Raw genomic sequence first — 23,604 nt, 5'->3', positions numbered from 1 at the left:
TCCGGGCCGCTATGTGGTGGTACACATGTCTGCACGCAGATCGGCCGCCATCGCGCTCGCGGCGCTCGTCCCGGTGTGGGTGTACGCGCTGACTATCGCCGGCGGCGTGACCACCGCGCTCACCTCGAGCATCTGTGTCCTCCTGATCGCAGGCGGGCTCTACCTGATGTTCGGCCCACACGAGGAAACCCGCGACGTGAACCGGGTCTGAGCCGATGGCCCCAGCCGTCGGCGCCGCCGAACTCGGCGCGTTCCTGCTGGTCGGCCTGCTCGGCGGCGCCCACTGTCTCGGGATGTGCGGGCCGCTGGTGACCGCCTACGCCGGCGACGCCGGTAGCCAGTCGGGCCGGGTGACGCTCCGAGACGTGCGCCAGCAGGGGCTGCTCACGCTCGGTCGCGTCGGCACGTACGCGCTGATCGGCGCCCTGCTCGGCGCGCTGGGCGCTGTGACAGTCGCCGGCGGCAGCGTCTTCGCCGCCGCTGATCTCGTTCGTGGCGTCGTCGGCGTCGTCGCCGGCGTCGCCGTGCTGGCTGTCGGCGCGGGCTACCTCCGCGGGCGCCCGGTCGACCCCGGAAAACTACCGATCCCCGGCGTCTCGGGTGCCGTCGCACGGTTCGCGGGCTTCGCACAGGAGCGCGCGACCACGTGGGCCGAGGGGCCGAAGATCGCGCTACTGGGGTCGATCCACGCGCTGCTGCCGTGTCCGCTGCTCTACCCGGCGTATCTCTACGCGTTCGCCCGGGGGTCGCCGCTCGCCGGCGCGCTCGCACTGGGGACGCTGGGAATCGGCACGGCGCCGGCGATGGTCGGCTACGCGACGGTGCTCGGCGCGGTGCCGGCGGCGATCCGCTCGCGGCTCCACCGCGCGCTCGGCGCCGCGTTCCTGCTGCTGGGGCTGCTGCCGTTGCTCCACGGGCTCGGCCTGCTGGGCGTCCCGGTTCCGCAGATCCACCTGCCACAGTACGCGGAGGTGCCGACGCCATGACCGACTGCACGCTCTGTGGCCTCGAGACGCCGGACCCGCCGCTCACGGCCGAGTCCATCGACGGCCAGTTCTGCTGTCGGGGCTGTCTGGAGGTCGCCCGGAACCTCGACGACCCGGCGGCCGCCGACCCCGAGGAGGCTCGCGAGTCCGTCGCGGACTCCGCCGACATCCCCGGCGACGCCGAGACTGTATATCTCCGGGTCGACGGGATGCACTGTGCGAGCTGTGAGGCGTTTCTCGAACGCCGCGCGACCGACTGCGAGGGCGTCGCCGCAGCCGACGCGAACTACCCCGCCGGCGCGATGCGACTCCAGTACGACCCCGAGGAAGCGACGGTCGATGGCGTCGCCGAAGCGGTCTCCGGCGTCGGCTATCAGGCGTCGGCCGAGGAGCCCGATTCCGACGATGACGCGACGGTCGGGCGCCTGCTCGTCGGCGGCCTCTTCGGGATGATGGCGATGCTCTGGTACGTGATGTTCCTCTACCCGACGTATCTGGGGCTCCCCCCCGAGATGCTCCTGTTCGACATTCAGGGCGGCGACGGCCGGTTCCTCCTGGCGAACGTCTGGCTGTCGGCGACCATCGTACTGGGCTACACCGGCAAGCCGATTCTCCGGGGTGCCTACGTCGCCGTCCGGACCCGACAGCCGAACATGGACCTGCTGGTCGCGCTGGCGGCGACAACGGCGTATCTCTACAGCGCGCTCGCGGTGCTTTCCGGCGGCGTCGACGTCTACTTCGACGTGACCATCGTCGTCGTACTGGCAGTCACCGTCGGGAGCTACTACGAGGAGCGCGTCAAACGCCGCGCGGTCGGTGAACTCACCGACCTCACCCGCGACCGCGTCTCGGAGGCACGCCGCCGCACGAAAAACGGCGCGCAGAACGGAACCGAGACCGTCCCGGTCGAGGCGGTCTCGGGCGGCGACGAACTAGTCGTCCGCGCGGGCAAGCGCCTGCCGGTCGACGGCGAAGTGATCGAGGGAACCGCCGCAGTCGACGAGTCGCTCGTGACTGGGGAGTCGATCCCGGTCCGGCACGACCCCGGCGACGACGTACGGGGCGGGACAGTCGTCACCGACGGCCGACTGGTGATCCGCGCCGCGGACGGCGCCGAGCGAACGCTCGACCGCGTGGTCTCGCTACTCTGGGACGTGCGCGGCGAGGGTGCGCCCCAGCGGCTAGCAGACGCGCTCGCAACGGTGTTCGTCCCCGTCGTGCTCGTGCTCGGCCTCCTCGCGTTCGCGGGCCACCTGCTGCTCGGCGCTACCCTCACCGAGGCGCTACTGACCGGGCTGGCGGTGCTCGTGGTCTCCTGTCCCTGCGCGCTGGGGCTGGCGACGCCGCTGGCCATCGCGGCCGGCACGCGCTCGCTGCTGGAGGACGGCGTCGTCCTGACCGACGGGAGCGCCGTCGAGACGGCCCAGCAGGTCGACGTGATCGCGCTGGACAAGACCGGGACGCTCACGACCGGCGAAATGGCGCTGCAGGGCGTCGAAACCGCACCGGGCGTCGACCGGGAGACGCTGCTCGCTCGCGCGGCCGCGGTCGAGGCGCGCTCGGACCACCCCGTCGCGTCGGCTGTCGTCGACGCCGCGAACTCCGGTGCCGACGCGTCGGTCGACGGTTACGAGGCCCACCCCGGTCGCGGGGTCTCGGGCGAGGTGGAGGGTGGTCCAAGAGTGACCGTCGGCGACGCCTCGCTGTTCGAAGACGTGGAGGTACCCGAAGCACTCCGAGAGCGCTACATCGACGCCGACGAGGGAGGCAACCTCGCGATGTACGTCGGCTGTGACGGCGCCGTCCGGGGGGTGCTCGTCGCTGCTGACGAGCCACGCCCGGGGTGGCAGGACGCCGTCGCCCGCCTGAGCGAGGACCGCCGCGTGGTCGTGCTCACCGGCGACGAGGGCGCCGCCGCGGACCGCTTCCGCGAGGCGTCCGGTATCGACGAGGTGTACGCCGGCCTCCCGCCAGCAGGGAAGACCGAAACCGTGCGACGGCTCCGGCCCGAGGGCACCGTCGCGATGGTCGGCGACGGGAGCAACGACGCGCCCGCGCTGGCCGCGGCGGATCTGGGCATCGCGGTCGCCTCGGGCACCGAACTCGCCGCCGACGCTGCTGACGCGGTGCTCGTGGGGCGCGATCTCGCGGCGGTCGACCGCGCGCTCGACACGCTGGCGGCGACCCGTCGGCGCGTCCGGGAGAACCTCGCGTGGGCGTTCTGCTACAACGCGGTCGCGGTGCCCGCGGCCGTACTGGGCGTCATCACGCCGCTGCTCGCGGCCGTCGCGATGGCGACTTCGAGCCTGCTCGTGGTCGGGAACACCGCGCGCTCGCTCGGGCCGGACGAGGATCCCGAGCCGTCGACTACCCAGCGGGCACGGCCGCCGCGTCCCGATGCCGCCGTTCGTGACGGAAGCGTCGCGACCGACGGAGGTGAGGAGCGATGAGCCGTCTCGCCCGCTCCCTCGCCCGTTCGTCCCCGACGTGGTCGCTTCCGGCACCCGCCAGAACCGCCGTGCTCGCACTCGGCGCGCAGTCGGCGCTGGCGCTGTGCTACCTCTGGGCGACGCCGGCCGGCCTCTCGACGCCGGCGATGCTCGCGGTGCCGTTCGTTTGGGTGACCGTCGCCGCCGTCGCCGTTCGTCACGCCCGCCGGCCCGCTGGGAGTCGGCGGGTTCGCTGGCTCGCGGCCGGCGTCGGCGTCGCGTACGCGCTGGGGCTCGCGTGGCTGATGGGCGGAATTTCGCCAACGACGGGCGCCACCTCGGGCGTCGACGTGGCGCTGCTCCCGCCGGGATGGGGGCCGGCGCTGCGCTACCGCGGCGCCGAACTCTCGCTCACGCTGCTGCCCTATCGGCTGGTCGGGGTGGCGACGCTCGGCTACCTGCTCTCGCTTTCAGTTCGTGACGTTGCGGAATCGGGGCTCTCAGCCGGCCTTGGAGGACTGTTCGCGCTCGGCTCGTGTGCGGGCTGTGCGCTCCCGCTCGTGGCCGCGGTCGGGGGCGCGCTCGGCGGTGCAGGACTCGGCCTCGGCGCCGCGCCGACTATCGGCGGCGGGACGTACCTCGTTGGCACCGCGGCGTACCTGCTCGCGGTCGGGCTGTTCGTTTCCCGGCCGGGACGCTATATCGTGCGGTAGACGCCCGGAATCGTCGTTTCTTCGGCGTCCACGTCGACGACATCGCCCTCCGCGACGGCTGACTCGCTGATCAGCGTCACCGGCTGGATCGGCTTCCGGCGGAGCATCGCCCACGCCAGTTCGAAGATAGATGGCTGACCGCCGCGCCGGCAGACGAGCACGTGCTTTCCCTCGGCCAGCGACTGCAGGTCCGGGTCCAGATCGTGCTCGCCCAGTTCGGCGGGCGGCACGGCGTGGATCACCTCGCCCTCGATCCGTTCGCTCATACCCGTCAGTTGGGCCGGAGCCGAAAGGCGGTGTCGGATTTAGGGAGATCGGAGCCGCTCGTACCCCTCGCTCACGCCGTAGCACGCGAGACAGGAAACGAACGCCGTCGTCCCGAGCTTTCCGCCCGCGCCGGCGAACACGGGTGAGACAGCGAGGAAGACGGCTCCGGAGAGCGCGCCCGCCGCGCCAACCCGGAGTTCGCCGTCGATCCGCGCTGGTGCGACCATACCGACGAACGTGGCACAGAACGCGGCGGTTGCGAGCAGGTCGCCTGCGGGGTGGAGCATCGGCAGTACGAGGCCCCCGAACAGGCCGACGGCGGCGGAGGCGATGACGGACCCGAGACCGTATCGGAACCCGAGCGCGACCGTGAGCGCGGCGGCGACGGCCGTGACTGGGAGGAGCAGTGCGGCTTCGCTCCACGGCGGCGCCGTGCCGGCCGCGAACTCCGCAGCCGTGCCGGCGGCGACGGCCAGAATGCCGAAGAAGGCGGTCGTGCCGAGTTTCCCGCCGAAGCCGTCGAACGCGCCGCGGGCGGCGACGAACAGCGCGCCTGCTGCGGCGCCGGCGGCGACGACGAGACCGGCGTCCGGGAAGACGGCCGGCGAGACCATCCCGACGAACGAGCCACAGTAGGCTGCGCTGTCGACCCGCGGGAGCGCGACGCCGGCCGCGAGGCCGACGACTGCGGAGGCGACGACCGGGCCGAAGCCGGCGTCGACGCTGAGCCAGTAGGTGAGAACTGCGCCCGCGACGACGGCGAGGAAGTCCGCGGCGTCACCGCGGTCGAAGGCGAGGGCGTCGGCGCCGCGGAGTGCGCGGAACTCGACGACGGCGGCCACGGTGGCGGCGAGCGCGGCACCGAGCAAGAGAGGGAGCCGCGGGGCGAAACCGTCGACGGCGGCGGTACCGCGGCCCAGCAAGGCGAACGCGGCGAGCAGCAGGCCGGCGTAGCCCGGCAGTCGATGTCGCTTCACGCCTCCGGTCGGCCGACGCCGGCGGAAAGCGTTACGTTCCGTCCCGGGGTTCGAGCGCCTCGACCATCGCGTCGCCGACGACGTTGAACGAGAACACCGTCAGCGCGAGCAGCAGGAGGGGGATGCCCGCGAGCCACCACGCGGCCGGCAGGCCGACGGTGAACAGCGAACTGTAGATGAGTTGGCCCCACGAGAAGTTCGAGGGGTCGCCGAGCGTCGTCGACCCGGTGGAGACCGGGATCTGGATGAACGAGATAGTGGCCTCGACGAGCACGAACAGCGGGATCTGGAGGGTGACGTTCGAGAGCACCGAGGGGAGCACGTTCGGCAGCAGATGCCGGCCGAGCAGGCGGTGCTCGCCGACGCCGCCGAGTTCGGCGGCCTGTGCGTACTGCTCGTTCCGGCGCACCCGGATCTCGTCGTGAACGAGGCGGGCCAGCCCACCCCAGCCCACCAGCCCGAGCGCGCCGATCAGGAGCCGCAGGCGGCCGTCGACGAGCCAGTAGAACAGCACGAAGTAGATCAGGACCGCCGGGAACGTCTGGAGCTGTTCGGCCAGCCACAGTATCGCCGACTCGACCCGGCCACCCAGTGCGGCGGCTGCGACGCCGGCGCCGACGCCCGTCGGGACGACGATTGTCGCGGCGCCCAGCGCGACGCTGAGGCTGGTCCGCGTCCCCAGCACCAGCAGCGCGATCATGTCTTTCCCGTCGATGGCGGTCGTCCCGAGGGGGTACTGCCAGGAGCCCTGACAGCGGCCGTCGACGACCTCACCCACACACGAGGGGACGTAGGCGGTGTCGATGCTCCCCCAGACCGGCGGCTGGGAGGAGTAGAGCACATTCACCTCGGGTTCGCCGACCAGCAGCGGGCCGAACAGCCCAACCGTGACGAACGCCGTCAGGAAGGCGAGACAGGCCACGGCGATGCGGTTCTTCCGGAACTGGCCCCAGTAGTGGGCGACCTGTGCGGGCGCGCCGAGCAGGGCGGCGACGGCCACGGAGCCGAACGTGTAGAGGCCGAGCGCCAGCAGCCAGTCGAGGCCGCTCATCACGACCGGGAGGCCGTCGGCGGTCAGGTAGTCGTAGCCGAACGCCGCCAGCAGCACGACGGCGCCGACTGGGAGCCAGCGCGGCACCGCGGGGGCGCCGTCGCTGGCGTCGAACTCGTCCCAGTCGACGGCCGTGAACCGACCGGCGTCCGGCGGGGAGGGCTCGCTCATGCGGAGGGGTACTCCCAACCGCGGTGAGCAAGAACTAATAGCTTGTGACAATGTGTCACAAAAAGCTCCGCGATGGTCCGCCTCCCTCCACAGTCGGTCGTCCCCGTCCCGTCAACCACTCCTCGTGCGCTCCCGTCCAGCGATGCGTAGCCTGCTGATCGCCACCGGGACGCGTGTCGCCCGCGTCGTGTTGTCGCTATGGGTGGTGTTCACCGGCGTGTTCCTCGCGCTGGCGTACGTTCCGAACCCCCACGCGACCACCGCCGCCTACCAGCCGCGGCTGTTCAGCGGGCTCTACCGCCAGCCAGCGTTCGCCTCGCAGGACGCCGCCCTGTCGAGCCTCTATCTGGACTGGCTGGGCCGGGTCGTCACGCTCGATCTGGGCCAGATCGGGTTCGGCCACGACGTGGTCGTCCTTCGCGACGTCCTCGTCGACGCGGTGGTCGTGACGCTGATCTACCTGCTTCCGGCGCTGCTGTTCGCCGTCGTCGCCGGCACCGTCGTCCAACTGCTCGCGGTCGCCGTCGAGCGCGGGGACCTGAGCACGACGACGAAACTGCTCGGCGCCGCCGCCGTCGCCGTCCCGGTGTTCCTCGTCGCGTACGTGCTGCAGGTGTATCTGCCGGGGTTCGTGATGGAGACGACCGGCGGGATCGCGGATCTGGGCTACGACGAGTCCACGGGCCCGTTCTCCCGGCGGAACCTCGAGGCGGCGATCTGGCCGGGGCTCACGATGGGGCTCTACCTGTTCGCGATCCAGTTCCGGGCCGCCGGGACGGATCTGGCCCAGTACGCCGGCGAGCCGTTCGTGAAGACCGCCCGCGCGAAGGGCGTCGGCGTCTGGGGGATCTGTCGGCACGTGTTCCCGCATTCGGCGGCACGGCTGCTGACGGTGCTCTCCTCGGAGATGTTCGGGATCGTGCTCGTCGGTCTCTACGCGGTGGAGTGGGTGACGCACACGCCCGGGTTCGGCGCGATGACCATCGACGCCGCCGGGAGTCGCGCGCCGGGGCTCATCTTCGCGGCCGTCCTGCTGCCGGTGTTCGTCGTCGCCGTCGTCAACACCGCCCGCGAGACGTACTACGCGCTGTTCGACCCGCGGGTGGAGACCGGCCCCGGCGACTAGTCGCTCCGGGGCTCCAAGGCGTCGACGAACGCGTCGCCGACGACGTTGAACGAGAAGACCGTCAGGAACAGGAGGACCAGCGGGAACCCCGCGAGCCACCACGCCGCGGGCGCACCCACCGAGAACAGGGAGTTGTAGATGATTTCGCCCCACGAGAAGTTCGTGGGGTCGCCCAACGTCGTCGTGCCGCCCGAGAGCGCGATGACGATGAACGAGACCGACACTTCGACGAGCACGAACAGCGGCACCTGCAGCGTGACGTTGGTCAGCACCGAGGGCGCGATGTTCGGCAGGAGGTGGCGAGCCAGTAGCCGCGCCGAGCCGACGCCGCCGAGTTCCGCGGCCTGCACGAACTGTTCGCTGCGGCGCACCCGGATCTCGTTTCTGACCAGGCGTGCCAGCCCGCCCCAGCTAACGAACCCGAGGACGGCGATCAGCAGGCGGAGCCGTCCCTCGACCATCCAGAAAAACAGCAGGAAGTAGATCAGGATGGCCGGGAACGTCTGGAGCTGTTCGGCCAGCCACATGAGTACCGTCTCGACGTGTCCGCCCAACTCCGCGGCGGCGACGCCGGCGCCGACGCCCGTCGGGACGACGATGGCCGCGGCGCCGAGGACGACGCTCAGGCTGGTCCGCGTCCCCAGCACCAGCAGCGGCAGCATGTCCTTGCCCGCGATTCCGTTGGTCCCCAGCGGGAACGTCCACGTCCCCTGACAGCGGCCGTTGAGTATCTCCCCGTAACACCGCGGGACGTAGATGGGGTCGATGCTCCCCCAGACCGGCGGCTGGGAGGAGTAGAGTACGTGCAGCCGTGGCTCGTGAAAGTAGAGCGGGCCGAGCAGGCCGACGAGGAAGAACAGCCCCAGATACGCCAGGCAGGCGACCGCAAGTCGGTCGGTGCGGAACTGCGCCCAGTAGGTGCGTACCTGGTCCGGGCTCTGCGTGATCGGGAGAACGATCAGGCTCCCGACGACGTACAGCCCCGCGATCAACAGCCAGTCGAGGCCGTCCATCGCGACCGGGAGGCCATCGACGGTCAGATAGTCGTACGCGAACGCCGCGATCAGCAGCGCCGCCGCCGCCGGCAGCCAGCGCGGCAGGGCAACGGCGGCGTCGTTCGGGTCGTGCTTGTCCCAGTCGATCGCCTCGAAACGCCCGGGCTCGGTGGAGGGCTCCTCACGCATCGGGGGTACGGAGACGAAGCCGAGCCGACACGACTAATAGCTTGTGTGTTCCCCACATGGGATAGGATGTCGCCCCGCTGGCCGCCCTCCCCCGGTCGAATCGCTCGGTCCACGACACTCGGAGGCCCCCCCGACCCGAGTCCACGATGAGCACCGGCGCACTCCTGACCCGGGCGGGCCGGGCAGCGATCTCGTTGGCAGTCGCGTACACCATCTCCTTTCTCGCGATGGCGTTCGCGCCCAACCCCAACGCGGGGCCGCTTGGCTACGTTCCGCGGTCGTTCGCGACGACCTACCAGCAGCCGCGCTTCGCCAAGCAGGCGGCGTCGCTCCTCGAGCAGTTCCTCGCGTGGGCCGTGCGCCTGCTCACGCTGGATCTGGGGAGCATCGAGACGTACACCGGCGTGATGTCGATCACCTCGATGCTGGTCGACTCGCTGCTCGTGACGCTGATCTACCTGATCCCGGCGGCGTTCATCGCCATCGTCGCCGGGACGGTGGTCCAGTTGCTCGCGGTCGCTGTCGAGCGCGGGGACCTGACGAAGAAGGCGACGGTGCTTGGCGCCGCCGCCGTCGCCACGCCCGTCTTCCTCTTTGCCTACCTGATCCACATCTACCTCCCGGTGTTCGTGTTCCGGCTGACGAACTCCATCGTGGAGTTGGGCTACGACTCACAGGCGGGGCCGCTGCGCCCGCGGAACCTCCGAGCGATGCTGTGGCCGTTTTTCACGATGACGGCGTACCTGTTCGCGATTCAGCTTCGGGCGGCGGGCGCGGACCTCTCCCAGTACGCGGGTGAGCCGTTCGTGAAGACGGCCCGCGCGAAAGGCGTCGGCGTCTGGGGGATCTGTCGGCACGTGTTCCCGCACTCGGCGGCGCGGCTGCTGACGGTGCTCTCCTCGGAGATGCTCGGTATCGTGCTCGTCGGTCTCTACGTGGTGGAGTGGGTGACCCGGACGCCCGGGTTCGGCACGTTGACCATCGACGCCGTGGGGAGTCGCCACCCGGGGCTGATCTTCGGCGTGGTGTTGCTCCCGGTACTGGTCGTGGTGACGGTGAACTTCCTGCAGGACGCCTACTACGAACTGATCGATCCGCGGGTCGACCCGGTGAGTTAGCGGTCCGGGTCGTCCCAGACGGCGCCGCTGTCGGAGTCGGTGGATCGCTCCGCCGCCTCGGTGTCGGCGTCGTCCTCGGCGCCCGCCGGTCCGGATTCCTCCGCTCCGGACTCCTCGTCGATGCCGGGCCCGTCTTCGGCCTCGTGCTCCAGCGCGCCCCGCTCGGGTGCAGCGCCGGGGTCACGCTGCGTGCCCACGGTTCCATCTCCCTCGGTGTTGCGCCCATCGTCGCCCGCACCATCGCCGACGGTGTCCGCGTAGGTGTCGCGGTAGCGTGCCAGCTTCCGGTAGAGCAAGTAGAAAAACAGCCCGTCGAAGAGGACGACGAAGCCCAGATAGCCCCAGCCGGGAAGCAGCCCCAGCGGCGCGTAGGTGACGACGACGTTGTAGCTGCCGTGGATCAGCGCGGCGATCAGCAGCCCCTTCACCACGATGGGCCCGCGGTTCTCGCGGTTGAACTTCGCCAGCCCGAGGTAGTAGCCCGCCCACGCCGAGTAGATGACGTGGCCCGGGCCCGCGAGCGCCCGCGAGGTGGCCGTGCCGAGCGCGGCGCCGATGGCCTGCGTGCCGCCGGCCTCCTGTGCGCGCAGGAACCCCTGCACGACGTAGAGCGTGTTCTCGATGGTCGCGAAGCCGAGGCCGGCGACGGCGCCGTACACCGCGCCGTCGATGACGGCGTCGAACTCCGGGCGCCGGTAGGCGTGGAGCCGGACTGCAAGCCACTTGACGGTCTCCTCGGCGGGCGCGACGACGACGAAGAAAAACAGCGCCATGCCGATCAGCGGGATGGACTGGAACGTGCTCTGGAACAGCGTGTTGATCGTGGCCGCGAAGCTGGCGAACAGCACCGAGAGCACGAACGTGATCGCCAGCGTGTCCAGGGGCTCCTTGTCGACGATGTCCTGCTTCCAGACGAACGCGACGAGGCCGAACGCCGGTACGGCTGACAGGAGCGCTACCGCGCCCAGCGTGGGGCGCTGGCTCGCCAGCCACACGACGCCGCCGACCTGTGCGAGGAACACCACCGCCGCGAGCAGCACCACCGTGAGTCTGGCGCCGCCCGCGAGCGCGCCGTGGAGTTTGACGGCGGCCCTGTCGAGGGTGGTTCGGGGCTCCCACGTCGCCACGTCGTAGAGATCCCGGTCCTCCACCGATGCCTCCTCGACCGGGTCGGTGTCGGTCATGTGTGGCTCTGTGGCCCCGAGGCACGTATTCCTTGCCGCCGCGGCCGCCGATGAACACCGATTTGGGGGGCGCGTGCCCACTCCGGGTATGCTCACCTTCATCGGACTCGGCCTCTACGACGAGCGATCCATCACCGTCGAGGGCCGGGAGGCGCTCGCGGCGGCCGACCGCGCGTTCGCGGAGTTCTACACCAGCCGCCTCGTCGGCACGACCGTCGAGGAACTCGAAACGTTCCACGGGATCGACATCGAAGTTCGGGACCGCGCGGGCGTCGAGCAGGATCCGGAACCGATCCTCGACGCCGCTGAGGACGAGGACGTCGCCTTCCTGACTGCCGGGGACACGATGATCTCGACGACCCACGTGGATCTGCGCCTGCGCGCTCACGAGCGCGGGATCGAGACCCGCGTGATCCACGGCGTCTCGGCCCAGTCGGCGGCCTCGGGGCTGACGGGGCTCCAGAACTACCGCTTCGGGAAGGCGACGACGTTGCCGTTCCCGGGCGCCCACGGCGGCGGCGACGTGCCCGACAGCGTGATCGAGACGGTTGAAGCCAACCGGGAGCGGGACCTCCACACGCTGGTCTATCTGGACATCAAGGTCGACGACCCGACCGCCGACGCGGCTGGACTCGGTGAGAACGAGCGCTACATGACCGCGGACTACGCCGCCGAACTGCTCGCGGAGAACTGGGCGGACGCACTCGCCGTCGTCGTCGCCCGTGCGGGGAGCCCGGAGCCGGTGGTCGCGGCCGACCGGCTCTCGGCGTTAGCGGATCGGGAGTTCGGCGGGCCGCTCCACCTGCTCGTCGTGCCCGCCGAGCCCCACCACCTCGAAGCCGAGGCGCTTTCGTCGCTTGCGGGCGCGCCCGCGGAACTGCTCTAGTCGGACTGCTCGGGGACCTGACGCTCTTTCTGGCCCTGCGGCAGGTCCAGCGCGTCCGAGAGGTCGTACTCGTCGCCGGTGGCCATGAACAGCACGTCCTCGATCACGGTGAGGATCTCGGGGAGTTCACGGACGACGAGGTAGGTGACGCCGACCAGCGCGATAACCGCCAGCAGTTGGCTGATGATGCGGTCCGAGACGTACCACGAGACCCGGTAGGGGTCGGTCCCGCCGAACAGCGCCAGCACGAGGTTCGGGAAGATCTGGAGTAGCTGTTCGCCGAACGTGATGCCGATGAACGTCGTGCGCAGGAGGTTCAGCCCGTAGATGATCGGGACGGCGACGCCCAGCGCCCGCAGCTTTCGGCGCAGCGGCGCGCGGACCGCGCCGATCAGGCCCGCGAAGATGGCGATGCTCCCCAGCCCCGTGCAGGCGAGCACGATGGAGAACTGGAGGATCTGCCCGTCGGCGGCGACGAACTCGTAGGTGTTCTGGAACCCCTGCGGTCCGGGGATCAGTTCGGGGTTGTAGCCCAGCAGACTCATCAGAAATCCCGTCTGGGTGGTGACGGTCTCGATCAGCACCCCGCGGGGCGAGGGGATCCGGAGGCTGCCCAGCTGGACGGCGGGAATCGTCTCGAAGGGGAGGTAGATCAGCCCCATGATCGCCGACGAGCGCGAGAGCACGAACAGCGTATCCCGGCCCTCCCAGAGGAGGTAGCCAGCGTAGAGGCAGGCGGGGACGGCTATCAGCGCGAGGATGCCCTCGACGTAGCTCTTGTGGACGAACGCGAAATGCGGGAACAGGAGTAGCCAGAACAGCGCGAACAGTCCCCACGCGCCCGTGGCGACGGTTCGTGCGTACTCGAGGCGCTTTCGTCCGGCGCCGATGGCTGACTCGGGCGACCTGCTCGGCGCGCTGCGGTCCTGTCGCCGCGCGCTGAGTTCGAGCACCGCGCCGAGCGTGAACGCCCCGATGACGATCCACGCCAGCACGTCAGTCACATCGAGAAGCCACGGCGGAACGCTACCCGCGATACCGACCATACTCGAAGAATGCGGTCCGCCGTGTAAATCCCTTACCGTTGTGGGGGTCTCTCACGCACGAGCGCTGCCGCTGGCGGGCGTGACGTTCGAAAGAAAGTGAAGGCGGAAGTACCGGCGCGAGGCCGGTGTTAGCTACTGGGAGTCGGGAGAGTCAGTTACTCTCGTCGACCGGCCAGCAGCGCAGCGGCGAGGAGCGCGACAAGTGCGACTGCGACGCCGAAGCCGGGCGTCGTCGAAGTCGTCGTGCCGGGTTCCTCAGTCGCCGTGGCCGTGGCGGTGTCCGTATCCGTCGGCGTCGCCGTGGCCGTCGCGGTGGCCGTCTCCGTCGGCGTTGCCGTCGCGGTCGGCGTAGCCGTCGCGGTCGGCGTAGCCGTCGCGGTCGGCGTACCGACGCTCTCGACGACCTCACCGTCAGCGGAGGCAACCGTGTCGCCGGTCTTTCGCACACTCACGGTGAAGGTGTCCTCAGCTGCCTGGTCGCTGAAGTCGAACGTTGCGGAGAACGTCCCGTCCGGCTGGACGGTAACGGTCTGGGTGTTGAAGAAGCCGGGGCTCACATCCGAGGTGGATCGGATGCGGACCGTCAGCTCCGTACCCGGAGCGTAGTTCGACGTACCCGTGATGTTCTGACCGGAGTCGGAAGTGACCTCAACCGGGTCACTGTCGAGCTCCGTGGTCGGGCCCTCGACCTCGAACGTCGCGTTGACGGACTGGTGGGCCGAAGACTCGGCGGAGCTGAGGAGACGGTTGTCAGCGACCGTGAAGGTCGCCTTGAACTCGTCGCCTGCCGCGATGCTTTTGCTCGACTGCTCGAGCTCGAGACTGCTCGTGTCAGCAACGATGTAGTACGCACCGTCGCCTTCAACGAAGGTCAGAGCGCTGGTGGAAGCCGAGACGTTGACCGCCTTCGGCTCCTGGTTCTGGACCGGGTTCGTCTGAACGATACTCACGGAGAGGACGTCCTCGGACAGCAGAGCAGCACTGAGGTTACCCTCGGCCTCAACGAGACCCTCCAGACCAGTCGCGCTGACCTGGTGGACCACGTAGTCGCCCGCGGTGATAGTGCCGTCTGCCTCGGTGACAAGACCGTCCTCGATGAGAGCAGCGACGTCACTGTCGGTAACGCCGTTCTCACCGTCAGCATTCAGATCTGCGTTTGCAGGTGCGGTCCACAGCTGCATGTTCTCGGTGGTGCGCTCGCCGATGGCCAGCGCACCGAGGTCCTGCGGCTGATCGACCGTGGTGGCCGCGTCGGACGCAGTACTCACGGACAGAGTGTAGTCACCCTGTGCGAGGATGTTGTCGATAGTAGTCTGGTTAGTACTGCTGTCGAAGGTGACGGAGTCGTCGCCAGCCGCCCAGACGACAGTACCGTTATCGGGGCTACCAGCAGCGTAGGTGTTGAACATGATCGTCACCTCGCCGTCACCGTCGTCGGAGAACGAGACGTTGGCCTGGTAGCCTTCAGTTGATTCGTCCCCGATGACGAGCGTCCCCCCGGTGCCTTCGGCGGCACCGTCGAGGGTAACGTTAATAGAGGCGACGTCGCCCTGGCTCACCGTGAAGCTGCTCGTGTCGAGTTCAGCCTCTCCGGTACCAACGGCAGAGACGTTGAGTGCGGTGGAGACGGAGGCGGTCGTGTCCACAACCTCGTAGTCGAGGTTGTAGTCGCCTGCATCGATACCGCTGGCGTTCAGCGTGTAATCGGCGCCACGGTCGACAGTGGCACGGACGTAATCGTCCGTACCGTCGCCGTTCGCGTCGACGAGCGACGTACTGCCGAAGCCGTCGTCAACGATATTCTGGACCTCACTCGCTGCGAGGTTGTCAGCAGAGACGTAGACATCGAACTGCTGACGGTTGGAGTCGAACACTGCCGTCGTGGTCGTGGAACCACCGGCGTTACCGAGCTCCGTGTCGTCGAGGCTCAGCGAAAGGCTGTGCTCGACGACCTCGAATTCGACGACGTCACCGTCACCGCCTTCGAGGAAGTAGTTCTGACCCGTAGCGAGGTCGGACGTACTGAAGCTGATGTTACCGGCGCCATCAGCCGTGTACGAGTTCTGGAAGGTCCCGGGGTCCGCTGCAGTACCCGAGCGTAGGACCACGTCCTGGTTCGCACCGAAGTTGATGCCGTTGACCGCCTGGCCCTGGTAGATGATCGAGCCCTCAACGAGGCTCGCGTTCGCACTGGTGTTTGCTGCAGCGATATCCAGGTCGGCCGCCGTCGGGTTATCCGTACTCTGTGTGTTGATTGCAGTTTCAACAGAGTAGGTACCCGCTTGATCGGGGTTCCGGACATCGCTGAATTCGAGGACAACCTCGTTACTAGCGTTTAGCGAGTGCGTTCCGCCGAGCGAAACGAGGAGCGTCCCGCCGTTGTTCGACGTACTGACGCCCTGAATGTCGCTGGTGACATCAGTCCCGTTGGCCGTCAGCGTCACGATGTCATCCTGTCCAACGTTCGAGGTATCGAAGTTGCCGCTACCGGCACTATAGTCGACCTCGATGCTGTTGAAGGAGTTAGAGTCGTCGTTCGATTCTACTGTCGCGGTTACTGTGTGTGTTGAAGTAGCCGCAGTCGTATTCGGCTGAGCACTAATGGTGGACGCGTTCGTCGCAGCGGCCGTGCCTGCAAAGGCAACGGTCCCCGCGAACACGGAGAACACCATCAGCGCAGCCAGAACGATGCTGCGGATCTTGTCTGAGTTGTCTGTCATTGTTGTCTAAGGTTTCGCACTGCACCGCAACCGGCGGCGCCAACTTCCACGCCGAACCGTACGGCGATACTCACTGTTGCCACCATGGGTAGGGGTGTGCGAAACAAGTGCAGCTCGTTATAAATGTCTTGTGGTGGTCGCGGGTCGTGTTACTTCGACACATACGCTCTACAGGCCGCGAACGGGCGATTCAGCGAATCGGCCACTAAGTATCTTGTGTACAGACGAGGTGGCTTTATGCCGGTCGACTGCGCCCGCCAGTGCAGATGGCGTCGTCGACGACCGCCGCCGCCACGGCAGTCGTCGACGACCGCCGGGCTCGGGACCGGTCGAACACTCCTGCGTTCGCCCCACGCAGCCCCGACGCTCACGCACGCCCACGCGTCGTACGCAATCGGGGGTCGATCGTGTAAGCACGCCGAGCGACCCCGAACACGGAGTCGAAGGGGCCGAGCGGCGTCGCTCGACCGACGCGATCCCCGGACGTGACCCGGACGACACTCGGGGACGAGGCTATGTGGCCGGGGGCGTCGACGCGGGCCAGAAGGCGGAGTACGCTTTCGGTAGCGCCAGTGGTGTCGGAACGGGCCCTAGAGCCAATCCGGCGAAGGACGGTGGTTCGTACTCCTCGATACTGACAGCGTCCTACTCTTCCAGTCGCGCCGTCAACCGAGCCATCAGTTTCCACACCACTCGTGCCGGCGCGAGCGACGAGAACGAATACGGTTCGTAGCGATACGCCGACCCCTCCCGTCGCTGGAAGTGACCCCATCCCTTCACGTGAGGGTTCGGCTCGTGGTGCCAGCCGAAATCGGCGTCCGGGCCGCCGACGTGGAACGAGAACTCCGGATCGGCGCCCGGCTGTTCGCCCGCGAACCACCGCACCGCCAGGGTGGCATCCTCGTTTCCGACGACCGCAGGATCGAGTTCGGCGACGACGCTCGTGAACTCCCCCTCGGGAAACCCCCGAGCGACCGATACCGCAGGATGTCGTTCGAGCTCTTGGCGGATCCCGCGGAGCGCTCTGTGTGACGCTTCGCCAGGGTCGTAGGCCGGTCCCGACACGCTTCAGGCCGACGCCCGCCCGGAGCGACTGTACGCGGTGTAGTTCCGGATCGCCTCCTCGACGAGATCCAGCCGATGAGCGACCAGCTCCCAATCGTTCGCGTCCGCCCGCATGCGGCGCGTGGTCGCCGCGTCCTCGGCGTCGGCGGCGCGCTCTCGAAGCGCTGCGGGCGAGTCGACGCCGTACTCCGTGGTCCACGCCGCGACTCGCTCCTGTAGCTCCGCACGGAGTTCGAGAAGCCCGTCGTGATCGTGTTCGTTCAGCAACTCCCGGATCGCGCCTGCCCGCGCGTGCAGCGGGTCGGGCGCGTACGTGGTGGTCCCGTTACTGTCCGTTCGAACGAGTACGTTCATCGCTACGAGTCGGTCGAGGTGGTTCCGCGCGGTGTTCTCCGCGACCGCGGCGTCGGCGGCGATCTCCGCCACTGTCTGCGGGCTGGACGCCGACTCCGCGACCGATCGCACTCTATCGAAGGCGGTCGTCCGCTCCTTCCACGCCTCGACGCCAGGAGTCTCCTCACTCATGGCTCGTTGTTCGGAGCGTAGCTCAATAAAGATTCTTCCGCTTCAGATAATTGCGTGAACCGCGAATCCCCTCACTCCCGCGTAATCACTTCGACTTCGTGCCCACCGAACGTCTTCGTGAACGCGTAGTTGAAGTCACACGACTCCGGATCGCGGTAGTCCTCGGCCTCGCGGATCAGCAGCGTGTCCCAGAACGCCTCCAGATCCTCACACTCCACGGCCAGATGCCCCCAGGCGTCGCCGAGGTCGTACGTCCGGTCGTCGTAGTTGTACGTCAGCTCCACCGTCATCGCCTCCTCGGCGGCGCCCTCGGGCGCGAGGAAGTAGTTCGCGAACGTGTCGGCCTCCCAGCGGCCGTCGGGCTGGTAGCCCATCTTTCGGGTCCACCAGCCGATGGCGGCGTCGGCTTCCTCGACGCGGATCATCGTGTGGTCGAGGCTCCAGCGGGCGCCGTGGTCGCGCTCGACGATCTCGATCTCGTGGCCGTCGGGATCCGTCACGAACGCGTAGCCGGGGTTCTCCGCGGGCGGGCGGTAGTCCTCGACGCCCTCGTCCATCAGTTCGGCGTAGGCCTCCTCGACATCCTCGACGCGGACGGCGATGTGGCCCCACGCGTCGCCCATCTCGTAGGAGCGCCCGTCGTGGTTGTAGGTGAGTTCGAGTATCGCGCCCTCCTCGTGGACGTCTGCCGGGCCGAGGTAGACGTTGGTGAACGTGTCCGCCTCCCAGCGACCCTTCTCCTCGTAGTCGAGGTGCGTCGTGTACCACTCGAGGCTCGCCTCGAGGTCCTCGACGCGCATCATGACGTGATCGAGCGTGTGGCTCATGTGGGGGAAAGTCGGAACGTGAGCGCGAAAAGCGTACCGGAGCCGGTAGTGGGTAGTTCCGGCGTGTGCGATGAGGAAGGCCCGGTGGCTAACCGAAGAAGGTCACAAGACGACCACGACTTCGGACAGTACCGCGGAGTGTGCTTGGTCACTCGTGACCGCAGAGCGCCGCTCGTCGACGTCACCGGAACGCAAAGCGCTCTGGTTGGCAGACGAGAGCCGAACGCTCTCGTAACGCCCGCGAGGCATCCATCGCCACCGCAGCCGGCGGTGGCGCGAAACGCGAGTCCCTCTGTGGACGAGTCAGCGCGAGGGATGAGCGACTGTCGGGAGCGAATCGGCTGGGGAGGCTGTGGCCGCCGAGTGGTCAGCGGTGCGGTACAAGTAGCCAAGCATCGAGATGCTGCCGCGCAGTAGCTGTTCAGTAGAAACCATCCCCACACGCCCGAAACCCCAAATCAGCTACCGCTGAACGGTGATCCGCAGTTCGTCCTCGTCGGCGAGTTCGTGCTGCAGCCCCACCTGCTGGTCGTTGTGCTTCGCGGACGCACCGCTCACCCGCGCGAACCTGAAGCGGTTCAGGAACTCCTCGCCGCCGATGTCCAGACAGGCGTCCTCGACGGTCGACTCCGGGGGGAGCACCAGCGGCTCCTCGTAGTCGACGCCGCGGCCGGGCTTGTCCATGTAGATCCGCAACAGGCCCAGTTCCTCCCAGATTCGCTCCTTGAGCCCCTCCAGCCCTTTCTCCTCCACTGCGGAGATGAAGATGGCCGCCTCGGGGTCGATGTCGTGGCTCTGGAGGTTCTCCTTTACCGTCGGGAGGTAGTCAGCGTCGATCAGGTCGGCCTTGTTCACCGAGACAATCGAAGGGAGGTAGACGCGGTTGTCCATGATCGAGTCGATCAGCTCGTCGATGGAGGGGTCCCCGCGCACCGTCACCTCGGCGTTGACGTAGCCGTGCTCCCGGAGCACGTCCTTGATCGTCTCGGCGTCCATGCTCACCGAGTCGCTGAGCGTGACCCGGAGCCCGCCGGTGTGGGATTTCGTGATCGAGACGCTCGCCGGCTCGGTGTCGAGTCGGATCTTGTTCTCGTACAGTTCGTGCCGGAGGCGTTCGTACTGGTCGATCTCGAACACCGAGAGCATGAACACCACCAGATCGGCGGTCCGAACCACGGAGAGCACCTCCTGGCCGCCCCCGCGGCCGCTGGCGGCGCCCTCGATCAGCCCCGGCACGTCGAGGATCTGGATGTTCGCCCCGCGGTGTTTGAGCATCCCCGGGTTGACGTCCAGCGTGGTGAACTCGTACTCGCCGGTCTCGCTCTCGGCGTTGGTCAGCGCGTTGATCAGCGTGGACTTCCCGACGCTGGGAAAGCCCACGAGGGCGACAGTCGCGTCGCCGGTCTTCTCGACAGCGTAGCCGTGGCCGCCGCCGGAGGAGGACTGGTTCTCCAGCTTCTCCTTTTTCTCCGCGAGCTTCGCCTTCAGCCGCCCGATGTGGCTCTCCGTAGATTTGTTGTAGGGCGTGCTGGCGATCTCCTCGCGGAGTTCTTCGATCTCCTCCTCGAGTCCCATCAGTCGAAAATCGGCCGTCGGCGTCGTTAAACCTGTTCCTTCCAACCAGTCACGGCGAGCGGCCTGTTCCGACCGACGTGTCGGAACCACGGCGACTGATGCCGTGGCTGTGTTCCAACCAGTCACGTCGACGAGAGCCGGTGGCTCTCGTCTGCCAACCAGAAATCATGGATTTCTGGTGACGCCGGACGAACTGCTGCGAGCTCCGTCTCGCAGCAACGAGACCACGGCGTGACTGTGTGCCAACCAGCCGCGGCGAGCGACCGACGACGGCCTCCGTGTCGTCGTCGCGGAGCTTGACGCCGCGGCTGTGTTCCAACCAGCCGCGTCGACGAGAGCGGCCTGTTCCGACCGACGTGTCGGACCGACGGCGCTTGATGCCGTGGCGGTGCCCAACCCAGCCACGACCACCGCGATACTGCTCGGAGTGGGGCTGCTGGCCGTCGAACCCGCCTCGGATCCCGATCAGCCCGACCCGGCGAAGATTCAACACGGGTGAGACTAACTACCATACATGCGAGTCCGTACTGGCACCCCCAACGACTTTCCCGGGATCAGGGACGTAGCGAACCGGTCGCTGGCCGCCTCCTACGACGACGTGCTCGACGCCGACGCCCGACAGCGGGTGGTCGAGTCGTGGTACGGCACCGAGCAGTCGGCTCCGAGCGTGCTTCGCGAAGAGATGGCGGATGGCCGGACGGTCGTCCTCGTTGCCGAGTCGGACCGCGGGATCGCTGGGTTCGCCCAAGCGTTTCTCTCGGAGGGCGTCGGCTGCATCGAGTGGATCCACGTCCGCCCGAACCGCCGCGACGAGGGGGTCGGTGATGACCTCCGGGCCCGCATCGAGGAAGCGCTGGCCGAACGCGGCGCCGACCGGATCGAGGCCCGCGTCATCGAGGCCAACGACGAGGGGCGAGCGTTCTACGAGGAGCGCGGCTACGAACGCGAGACCACCCGCCAGATCCGCATCGGGGAGGAGCGAGTGTCCGAACTCACGCTCGTCGCCGATGCCGAATCCGCAGCCGTGGCGGACGAGCAAGCCGAATCCGTCGAAGTCGGCGAAGAGCGGAGTGTGGAGATCGCGACCGACGAGCCAGAACACGGAACGAAGGGGCCGTTCCACCCCACCTACTTCGACGCGTCCCGCGAGGAGCGCCTCGGCTGGCACTGCGGCGCCTGCGACAGCCTCGACGTGAACATGGGCACGATGGGCGAGATCGTCTGTGACGACTGCGGGAACCAGCGCCGGCCGCGGCGCTGGGACGCCGCCTACGGCGGGTGACTCGCTACGCGCTCCTCGTTTCCTCCTGGCGAGAACTGACAGAACGGGCCGACAGCGCAAGGAGTATGTCTCCCACCCACCGAGGCCCCGGTAGTGATCGACGGTGACGACGCGGCGCGTTGGTGGGCGAACATCGGCGAGGGCTGGCAGGCGGTGCTGGTGGGCCTGCTGCTCGTGCTCGCCGTCCGACTGGGACTCTCGGTGCCGTGGTGACCGTGCGCCGGTCGCTCCTCCCCGGCCTCGCACTCTTGCTGGGCCTCGGCCTCGTCGCGCGCTTGCTCGCCAGCGTCGCCCCCGCAAACCACCTCGTGCTGGCGATCCTGCTGGGTCTCGTGGTCGGCAACACGGTCGGTATTCCCTCGCTCACACGCGCGGGCGTCGGAACACACAAACTCTGGCTCAAGACCGGAATCGTCCTCACGGGCGCGAGCGTCGCGCTGGACCGCGTCGCCGCCGCCGGCCCGCGGGTACTGGTGCTGGTCGCCGGCGTCGTGACGGCGACGCTCCTGTTGGTCGAGGCGCTCTCGCGGGTCGCGTTCCACATCGACGGCGAGACGGGGTCGCTGCTGGCCGCCGGCTCCGGGATCTGTGGGGTCTCGGCGGTCGTCGCCGTCGCCGAGAGCATCGACGCCGACGAGGCCGCGGTGGCCTACGCCGCGACGACGGTGCTGCTGTTCGACGCGCTCACGCTGGTCGCCTACCCGCTCGTGGGCGCCGCGCTGGGTCTCCCCGACCGGATTTTCGGGATCTGGGCCGGCCTCACCATGTTCAGCACCGGGCCGGTGACCGCCGCTGGGTTCGCGGTCTCGGAGACGGCCGGCGAGTGGGCGGTGCTGGTGAAACTCACCCGGAACGCCGCCATCGGCGTGGTTGCAGTCGCGTACGCAGTTCTGTACGCACGCGGGCGAACACAGGAGCGCGGAGACGGGGATGGAGGAGACGGGGCCGAGCAGGGGCTCCTCGCCCGGATCTGGGAGCCGTTCCCGAAGTTCGTCGTCGGCTTCGTCGCCGTCGTCGCCGTCGCGAACCTCGGCCTGCTGAGCACCGCGGACCTAGCCTCCCTCTCGAACGCCGCGGACTGGCTGTTCCTGCTGGCCTTTGCGGGGCTGGGACTGGAGATCCGACTCTCGGAACTCCGGGAGACGGGCTACCGGCCCGTGCTGGTCGTACTGGTCACGCTGCTCGTCGTGTCGTCAGTCGGTCTCGTGGTCGTACAGGCGACGTTCTGAGGAAAAGTTCGAAACGCTACTCGCCGGAAACGGCGTCGGCGACGCGCTGGCGGTCGAACAGCCGTTCCTCCTCGGGGATCTCCGGATACGGCTCGCCGTGGGTGTAGCCCGGCCACTCGCCGAACTGCTCGGGGTAGAGCTGTTTGGCGGTCATCTCGATCTGGAACAGGTTCATCAGCGGCCCCTGCACCGGGTGGCCGCCGGGGTAGATCCGGCCGTTCTGGGCGGCCGTGAGATCGCCGCCGACGGCGTGGTCCGCGATGGTCTGGCTGATCGAGCCCACGTCGTAGTAGGAGTTGATCCCGTACCGGTGGAGGATGATGTCGGGGTCGATCTCGAGCATCTGCTCGTAGTCGTAGGCGGTCTGGTAGCTGATCTCCGCGCTGTCGAACGCGTCGACGGCGCCCAGCGGCCGGACGTGCGCGTTGCTGAACCCGGCCGTGTCGATACGCGAGGGGTAGAACGTGTCCTGCATGAAGATGACCGAGGCGACCGTCGGTCGCTCCTCCTCTGGCGGGAGGTCGGCCTCGATGGTCAAACGCAGGTCGTCGTGGACCGCGGCGAGTTCCTCGTACGCCGAGGGCGACTGGAACACGTCAGCGACGGTCTCCGCGATCTGCCAGAGCGTGTAGTACTCGTAGTCGTCAGCACACGCCTCGGGCGGTTCGGCGTTCCGGCGGCTGAGCGTGTTGCCGAACCACGGCCCCACGTTCTCACGGATCTCGTCGACATCGGCTTCCTCCCAGCCGTCGAAGCCCATCACCAGACACGGGTCCGCGAGATGGAGGTCGGAGTTCAGCTCGTAGAGTAGCTCCTTGTCGATGGTGACGCCGCTGTTGCCGGAGTTGAGCTGTTCGATCCCCTCGTGGTCGAACGAAACCCCGGGGAGCCGCTCGTAGTAGGCGTCGAGGGTGTTGCCGCCGGCTTCGGCGCTGAACCCCAGCGAGTTCACCGCGTCGCCGTGGCCGTAGGCGACCGCCAGGTCGGCGTAGAGCAGGCTGTACACCATCACGTTCTCTGGCACGCTGTCGAACTCGACCTCGCCGACGGGCGCCATCGACGCCGTGTGGCTGCTCGGCGTCACGGTGCCGTCGCCGGATTCGGTCGGCTCATCGGTTCCCTCACCGGCCGGCGTGTCGGTGCCGTCGCCGCCGATACAGCCGGCGAGCAGGCCGCTCGCGGCGATTGCGCTCCCGTACGTCAGATACTGTCGTCGCGTCAGATTGGAGTCAGTCATCGGTAA

At 68.2% G+C, this 23,604-nt stretch carries 21 protein-coding genes; 9 read left to right on the top strand and 12 right to left on the bottom strand.

Annotated elements, in window-relative coordinates:
* The first annotated feature begins 25 nt into the window (after window positions 1–25).
* The 4 genes from J2753_RS07565 to J2753_RS07550 are packed head-to-tail and all read left to right on the top strand — an operon-like array spanning window position 26 to window position 4,128.
* Complete coding sequence (locus tag J2753_RS07565) at window positions 26–211, top strand: hypothetical protein (protein WP_209491332.1); 186 nt, start codon at window positions 26–28, stop codon at window positions 209–211.
* Window positions 212–215: 4 nt separating this feature from the next.
* Complete coding sequence (locus tag J2753_RS07560; protein WP_209491331.1) at window positions 216–986, top strand: sulfite exporter TauE/SafE family protein; 771 nt, start codon at window positions 216–218, stop codon at window positions 984–986.
* Window positions 983–3,436 (top strand): heavy metal translocating P-type ATPase, encoded by a 2,454-nt coding sequence (locus J2753_RS07555; RefSeq protein ID WP_209491330.1) that lies wholly within the window; start codon window positions 983–985, stop codon window positions 3,434–3,436. Before J2753_RS07560 ends, J2753_RS07555 begins: the two co-directional genes overlap by 4 nt.
* Entirely contained in the window at window positions 3,433–4,128 is a 696-nt protein-coding gene (locus J2753_RS07550) for a DUF7546 family protein (RefSeq protein WP_209491329.1), read from the top strand. The genes J2753_RS07555 and J2753_RS07550 overlap by 4 nt, the downstream gene beginning before the upstream one ends.
* On the opposite strand, the gene J2753_RS07545 is transcribed toward J2753_RS07550, so the two are convergent.
* The 3 genes from J2753_RS07545 to J2753_RS07535 are packed head-to-tail and all read right to left on the bottom strand — an operon-like array spanning window position 4,113 to window position 6,594.
* On the bottom strand, window positions 4,113–4,394 hold the full coding sequence (locus J2753_RS07545) for a DUF7526 family protein (protein ID WP_209491328.1): 282 nt from the start codon (window positions 4,392–4,394) through the stop codon (window positions 4,113–4,115). The two genes, J2753_RS07550 and J2753_RS07545, sit on opposite strands and share 16 nt — an antisense overlap.
* Before the next feature lie 39 nt (window positions 4,395–4,433).
* Window positions 4,434–5,372: a hypothetical protein gene (locus tag J2753_RS07540; protein WP_209491327.1), complete on the bottom strand. Its 939-nt coding sequence runs from the start codon at window positions 5,370–5,372 to the stop codon at window positions 4,434–4,436.
* Between the two features lie 31 nt (window positions 5,373–5,403).
* Window positions 5,404–6,594, bottom strand: a complete 1,191-nt coding sequence (locus J2753_RS07535; RefSeq protein ID WP_209491326.1) for an ABC transporter permease — start codon at window positions 6,592–6,594, stop codon at window positions 5,404–5,406.
* Window positions 6,595–6,736: 142 nt separating this feature from the next.
* Here J2753_RS07535 and J2753_RS07530 point away from each other — a divergent pair, with 142 nt between their 5' ends.
* The gene (locus J2753_RS07530; RefSeq protein ID WP_209491325.1) at window positions 6,737–7,720 is read left to right on the top strand and encodes an ABC transporter permease subunit; all 984 of its coding nucleotides are present in this window, start codon (window positions 6,737–6,739) and stop codon (window positions 7,718–7,720) included.
* Here J2753_RS07530 and J2753_RS07525 read toward each other — a convergent pair.
* The gene (locus tag J2753_RS07525) at window positions 7,717–8,904 is read right to left on the bottom strand and encodes an ABC transporter permease (RefSeq protein ID WP_209491324.1); all 1,188 of its coding nucleotides are present in this window, start codon (window positions 8,902–8,904) and stop codon (window positions 7,717–7,719) included. The genes J2753_RS07530 and J2753_RS07525 overlap by 4 nt on opposite strands.
* A gap of 146 nt (window positions 8,905–9,050) precedes the next feature.
* On the opposite strand from J2753_RS07525, the gene J2753_RS07520 reads away from it, so the two are divergent.
* A complete protein-coding gene (locus tag J2753_RS07520) occupies window positions 9,051–10,022 on the top strand; it encodes an ABC transporter permease subunit (protein ID WP_209491323.1) in 972 nt (323 codons plus the stop codon).
* On the opposite strand, the gene J2753_RS07515 is transcribed toward J2753_RS07520, so the two are convergent.
* Window positions 10,019–11,206 (bottom strand): PrsW family intramembrane metalloprotease, encoded by a 1,188-nt coding sequence (locus J2753_RS07515; RefSeq protein ID WP_209491322.1) that lies wholly within the window; start codon window positions 11,204–11,206, stop codon window positions 10,019–10,021. The genes J2753_RS07520 and J2753_RS07515 overlap by 4 nt on opposite strands.
* An 88-nt stretch (window positions 11,207–11,294) precedes the next feature.
* On the opposite strand from J2753_RS07515, the gene dph5 reads away from it, so the two are divergent.
* Window positions 11,295–12,092 carry a diphthine synthase gene (gene dph5 / locus J2753_RS07510; RefSeq protein ID WP_209491321.1) on the top strand — a complete coding sequence of 266 codons (798 nt, stop codon included), beginning with the start codon at window positions 11,295–11,297 and terminating at the stop codon, window positions 12,090–12,092.
* On the opposite strand, the gene artA is transcribed toward dph5, so the two are convergent.
* The 6 genes from artA to J2753_RS07480 form a co-directional block, all read right to left on the bottom strand.
* A complete protein-coding gene (gene artA, locus J2753_RS07505) occupies window positions 12,089–13,138 on the bottom strand; it encodes an archaeosortase A (RefSeq protein WP_209491320.1) in 1,050 nt (349 codons plus the stop codon). The two genes, dph5 and artA, sit on opposite strands and share 4 nt — an antisense overlap.
* Before the next feature lie 155 nt (window positions 13,139–13,293).
* Window positions 13,294–15,858, bottom strand: coding sequence for a BGTF surface domain-containing protein (locus J2753_RS07500; RefSeq protein WP_209491672.1), 2,565 nt, complete (start codon window positions 15,856–15,858; stop codon window positions 13,294–13,296).
* A gap of 645 nt (window positions 15,859–16,503) precedes the next feature.
* Window positions 16,504–16,923, bottom strand: a complete 420-nt coding sequence (locus tag J2753_RS07495) for a hypothetical protein (protein WP_209491319.1) — start codon at window positions 16,921–16,923, stop codon at window positions 16,504–16,506.
* A 3-nt stretch (window positions 16,924–16,926) separates the two neighbouring features.
* On the bottom strand, window positions 16,927–17,448 hold the full coding sequence (locus J2753_RS07490) for a DUF7342 family protein (protein WP_209491318.1): 522 nt from the start codon (window positions 17,446–17,448) through the stop codon (window positions 16,927–16,929).
* A 71-nt stretch (window positions 17,449–17,519) separates the two neighbouring features.
* Window positions 17,520–18,275, bottom strand: a complete 756-nt coding sequence (locus J2753_RS07485; RefSeq protein ID WP_209491317.1) for a VOC family protein — start codon at window positions 18,273–18,275, stop codon at window positions 17,520–17,522.
* A 462-nt stretch (window positions 18,276–18,737) separates the two neighbouring features.
* Window positions 18,738–19,850: an OBG GTPase family GTP-binding protein gene (locus tag J2753_RS07480; RefSeq protein WP_209491316.1), complete on the bottom strand. Its 1,113-nt coding sequence runs from the start codon at window positions 19,848–19,850 to the stop codon at window positions 18,738–18,740.
* A gap of 514 nt (window positions 19,851–20,364) precedes the next feature.
* Between J2753_RS07480 and J2753_RS07475 the strand changes: the two genes are divergently transcribed.
* Both J2753_RS07475 and J2753_RS07470 read left to right on the top strand, forming a co-directional pair.
* A complete protein-coding gene (locus J2753_RS07475; RefSeq protein WP_209491315.1) occupies window positions 20,365–21,132 on the top strand; it encodes a GNAT family N-acetyltransferase in 768 nt (255 codons plus the stop codon).
* A gap of 206 nt (window positions 21,133–21,338) precedes the next feature.
* Window positions 21,339–22,361 carry a YeiH family protein gene (locus J2753_RS07470; RefSeq protein WP_209491314.1) on the top strand — a complete coding sequence of 341 codons (1,023 nt, stop codon included), beginning with the start codon at window positions 21,339–21,341 and terminating at the stop codon, window positions 22,359–22,361.
* A gap of 16 nt (window positions 22,362–22,377) precedes the next feature.
* Here the strand turns inward: J2753_RS07470 and J2753_RS07465 are convergent, their stop codons facing one another.
* Window positions 22,378–23,598 carry an ABC transporter substrate-binding protein gene (locus J2753_RS07465; protein ID WP_209491313.1) on the bottom strand — a complete coding sequence of 407 codons (1,221 nt, stop codon included), beginning with the start codon at window positions 23,596–23,598 and terminating at the stop codon, window positions 22,378–22,380.
* Between the last annotated feature and the right edge of the window lie 6 nt (window positions 23,599–23,604).

Source organism: Halolamina salifodinae (assembly GCF_017874235.1).
Taxonomy (GTDB): domain Archaea; phylum Halobacteriota; class Halobacteria; order Halobacteriales; family Haloferacaceae; genus Halolamina; species Halolamina salifodinae.
The sequence above is the reverse complement of the archived record's forward strand: the minus strand, read 5'-3'. Positions and strand labels throughout refer to the sequence as shown.

Coding starts and splice junctions, on each gene's coding strand:
- J2753_RS07520 (WP_209491323.1), top strand. CDS start 9,051: ATGAGCACCGGCGCACTCCTGACCCGGGCGGGCCGGGCAGCGATCTCG.
- J2753_RS07530 (WP_209491325.1), top strand. CDS start 6,737: ATGCGTAGCCTGCTGATCGCCACCGGGACGCGTGTCGCCCGCGTCGTG.
- J2753_RS07555 (WP_209491330.1), top strand. CDS start 983: ATGACCGACTGCACGCTCTGTGGCCTCGAGACGCCGGACCCGCCGCTC.
- J2753_RS07550 (WP_209491329.1), top strand. CDS start 3,433: ATGAGCCGTCTCGCCCGCTCCCTCGCCCGTTCGTCCCCGACGTGGTCG.
- J2753_RS07490 (WP_209491318.1), bottom strand. CDS start 17,448: ATGAGTGAGGAGACTCCTGGCGTCGAGGCGTGGAAGGAGCGGACGACC.
- J2753_RS07515 (WP_209491322.1), bottom strand. CDS start 11,206: ATGACCGACACCGACCCGGTCGAGGAGGCATCGGTGGAGGACCGGGAT.
- J2753_RS07535 (WP_209491326.1), bottom strand. CDS start 6,594: ATGAGCGAGCCCTCCCCGCCGGACGCCGGTCGGTTCACGGCCGTCGAC.
- J2753_RS07560 (WP_209491331.1), top strand. CDS start 216: ATGGCCCCAGCCGTCGGCGCCGCCGAACTCGGCGCGTTCCTGCTGGTC.
- J2753_RS07500 (WP_209491672.1), bottom strand. CDS start 15,858: ATGACAGACAACTCAGACAAGATCCGCAGCATCGTTCTGGCTGCGCTG.
- J2753_RS07465 (WP_209491313.1), bottom strand. CDS start 23,598: ATGACTGACTCCAATCTGACGCGACGACAGTATCTGACGTACGGGAGC.
- artA (WP_209491320.1), bottom strand. CDS start 13,138: ATGGTCGGTATCGCGGGTAGCGTTCCGCCGTGGCTTCTCGATGTGACT.
- J2753_RS07485 (WP_209491317.1), bottom strand. CDS start 18,275: ATGAGCCACACGCTCGATCACGTCATGATGCGCGTCGAGGACCTCGAG.
- J2753_RS07475 (WP_209491315.1), top strand. CDS start 20,365: ATGCGAGTCCGTACTGGCACCCCCAACGACTTTCCCGGGATCAGGGAC.
- J2753_RS07480 (WP_209491316.1), bottom strand. CDS start 19,850: ATGGGACTCGAGGAGGAGATCGAAGAACTCCGCGAGGAGATCGCCAGC.
- J2753_RS07565 (WP_209491332.1), top strand. CDS start 26: ATGTCTGCACGCAGATCGGCCGCCATCGCGCTCGCGGCGCTCGTCCCG.
- dph5 (WP_209491321.1), top strand. CDS start 11,295: ATGCTCACCTTCATCGGACTCGGCCTCTACGACGAGCGATCCATCACC.
- J2753_RS07525 (WP_209491324.1), bottom strand. CDS start 8,904: ATGCGTGAGGAGCCCTCCACCGAGCCCGGGCGTTTCGAGGCGATCGAC.
- J2753_RS07545 (WP_209491328.1), bottom strand. CDS start 4,394: ATGAGCGAACGGATCGAGGGCGAGGTGATCCACGCCGTGCCGCCCGCC.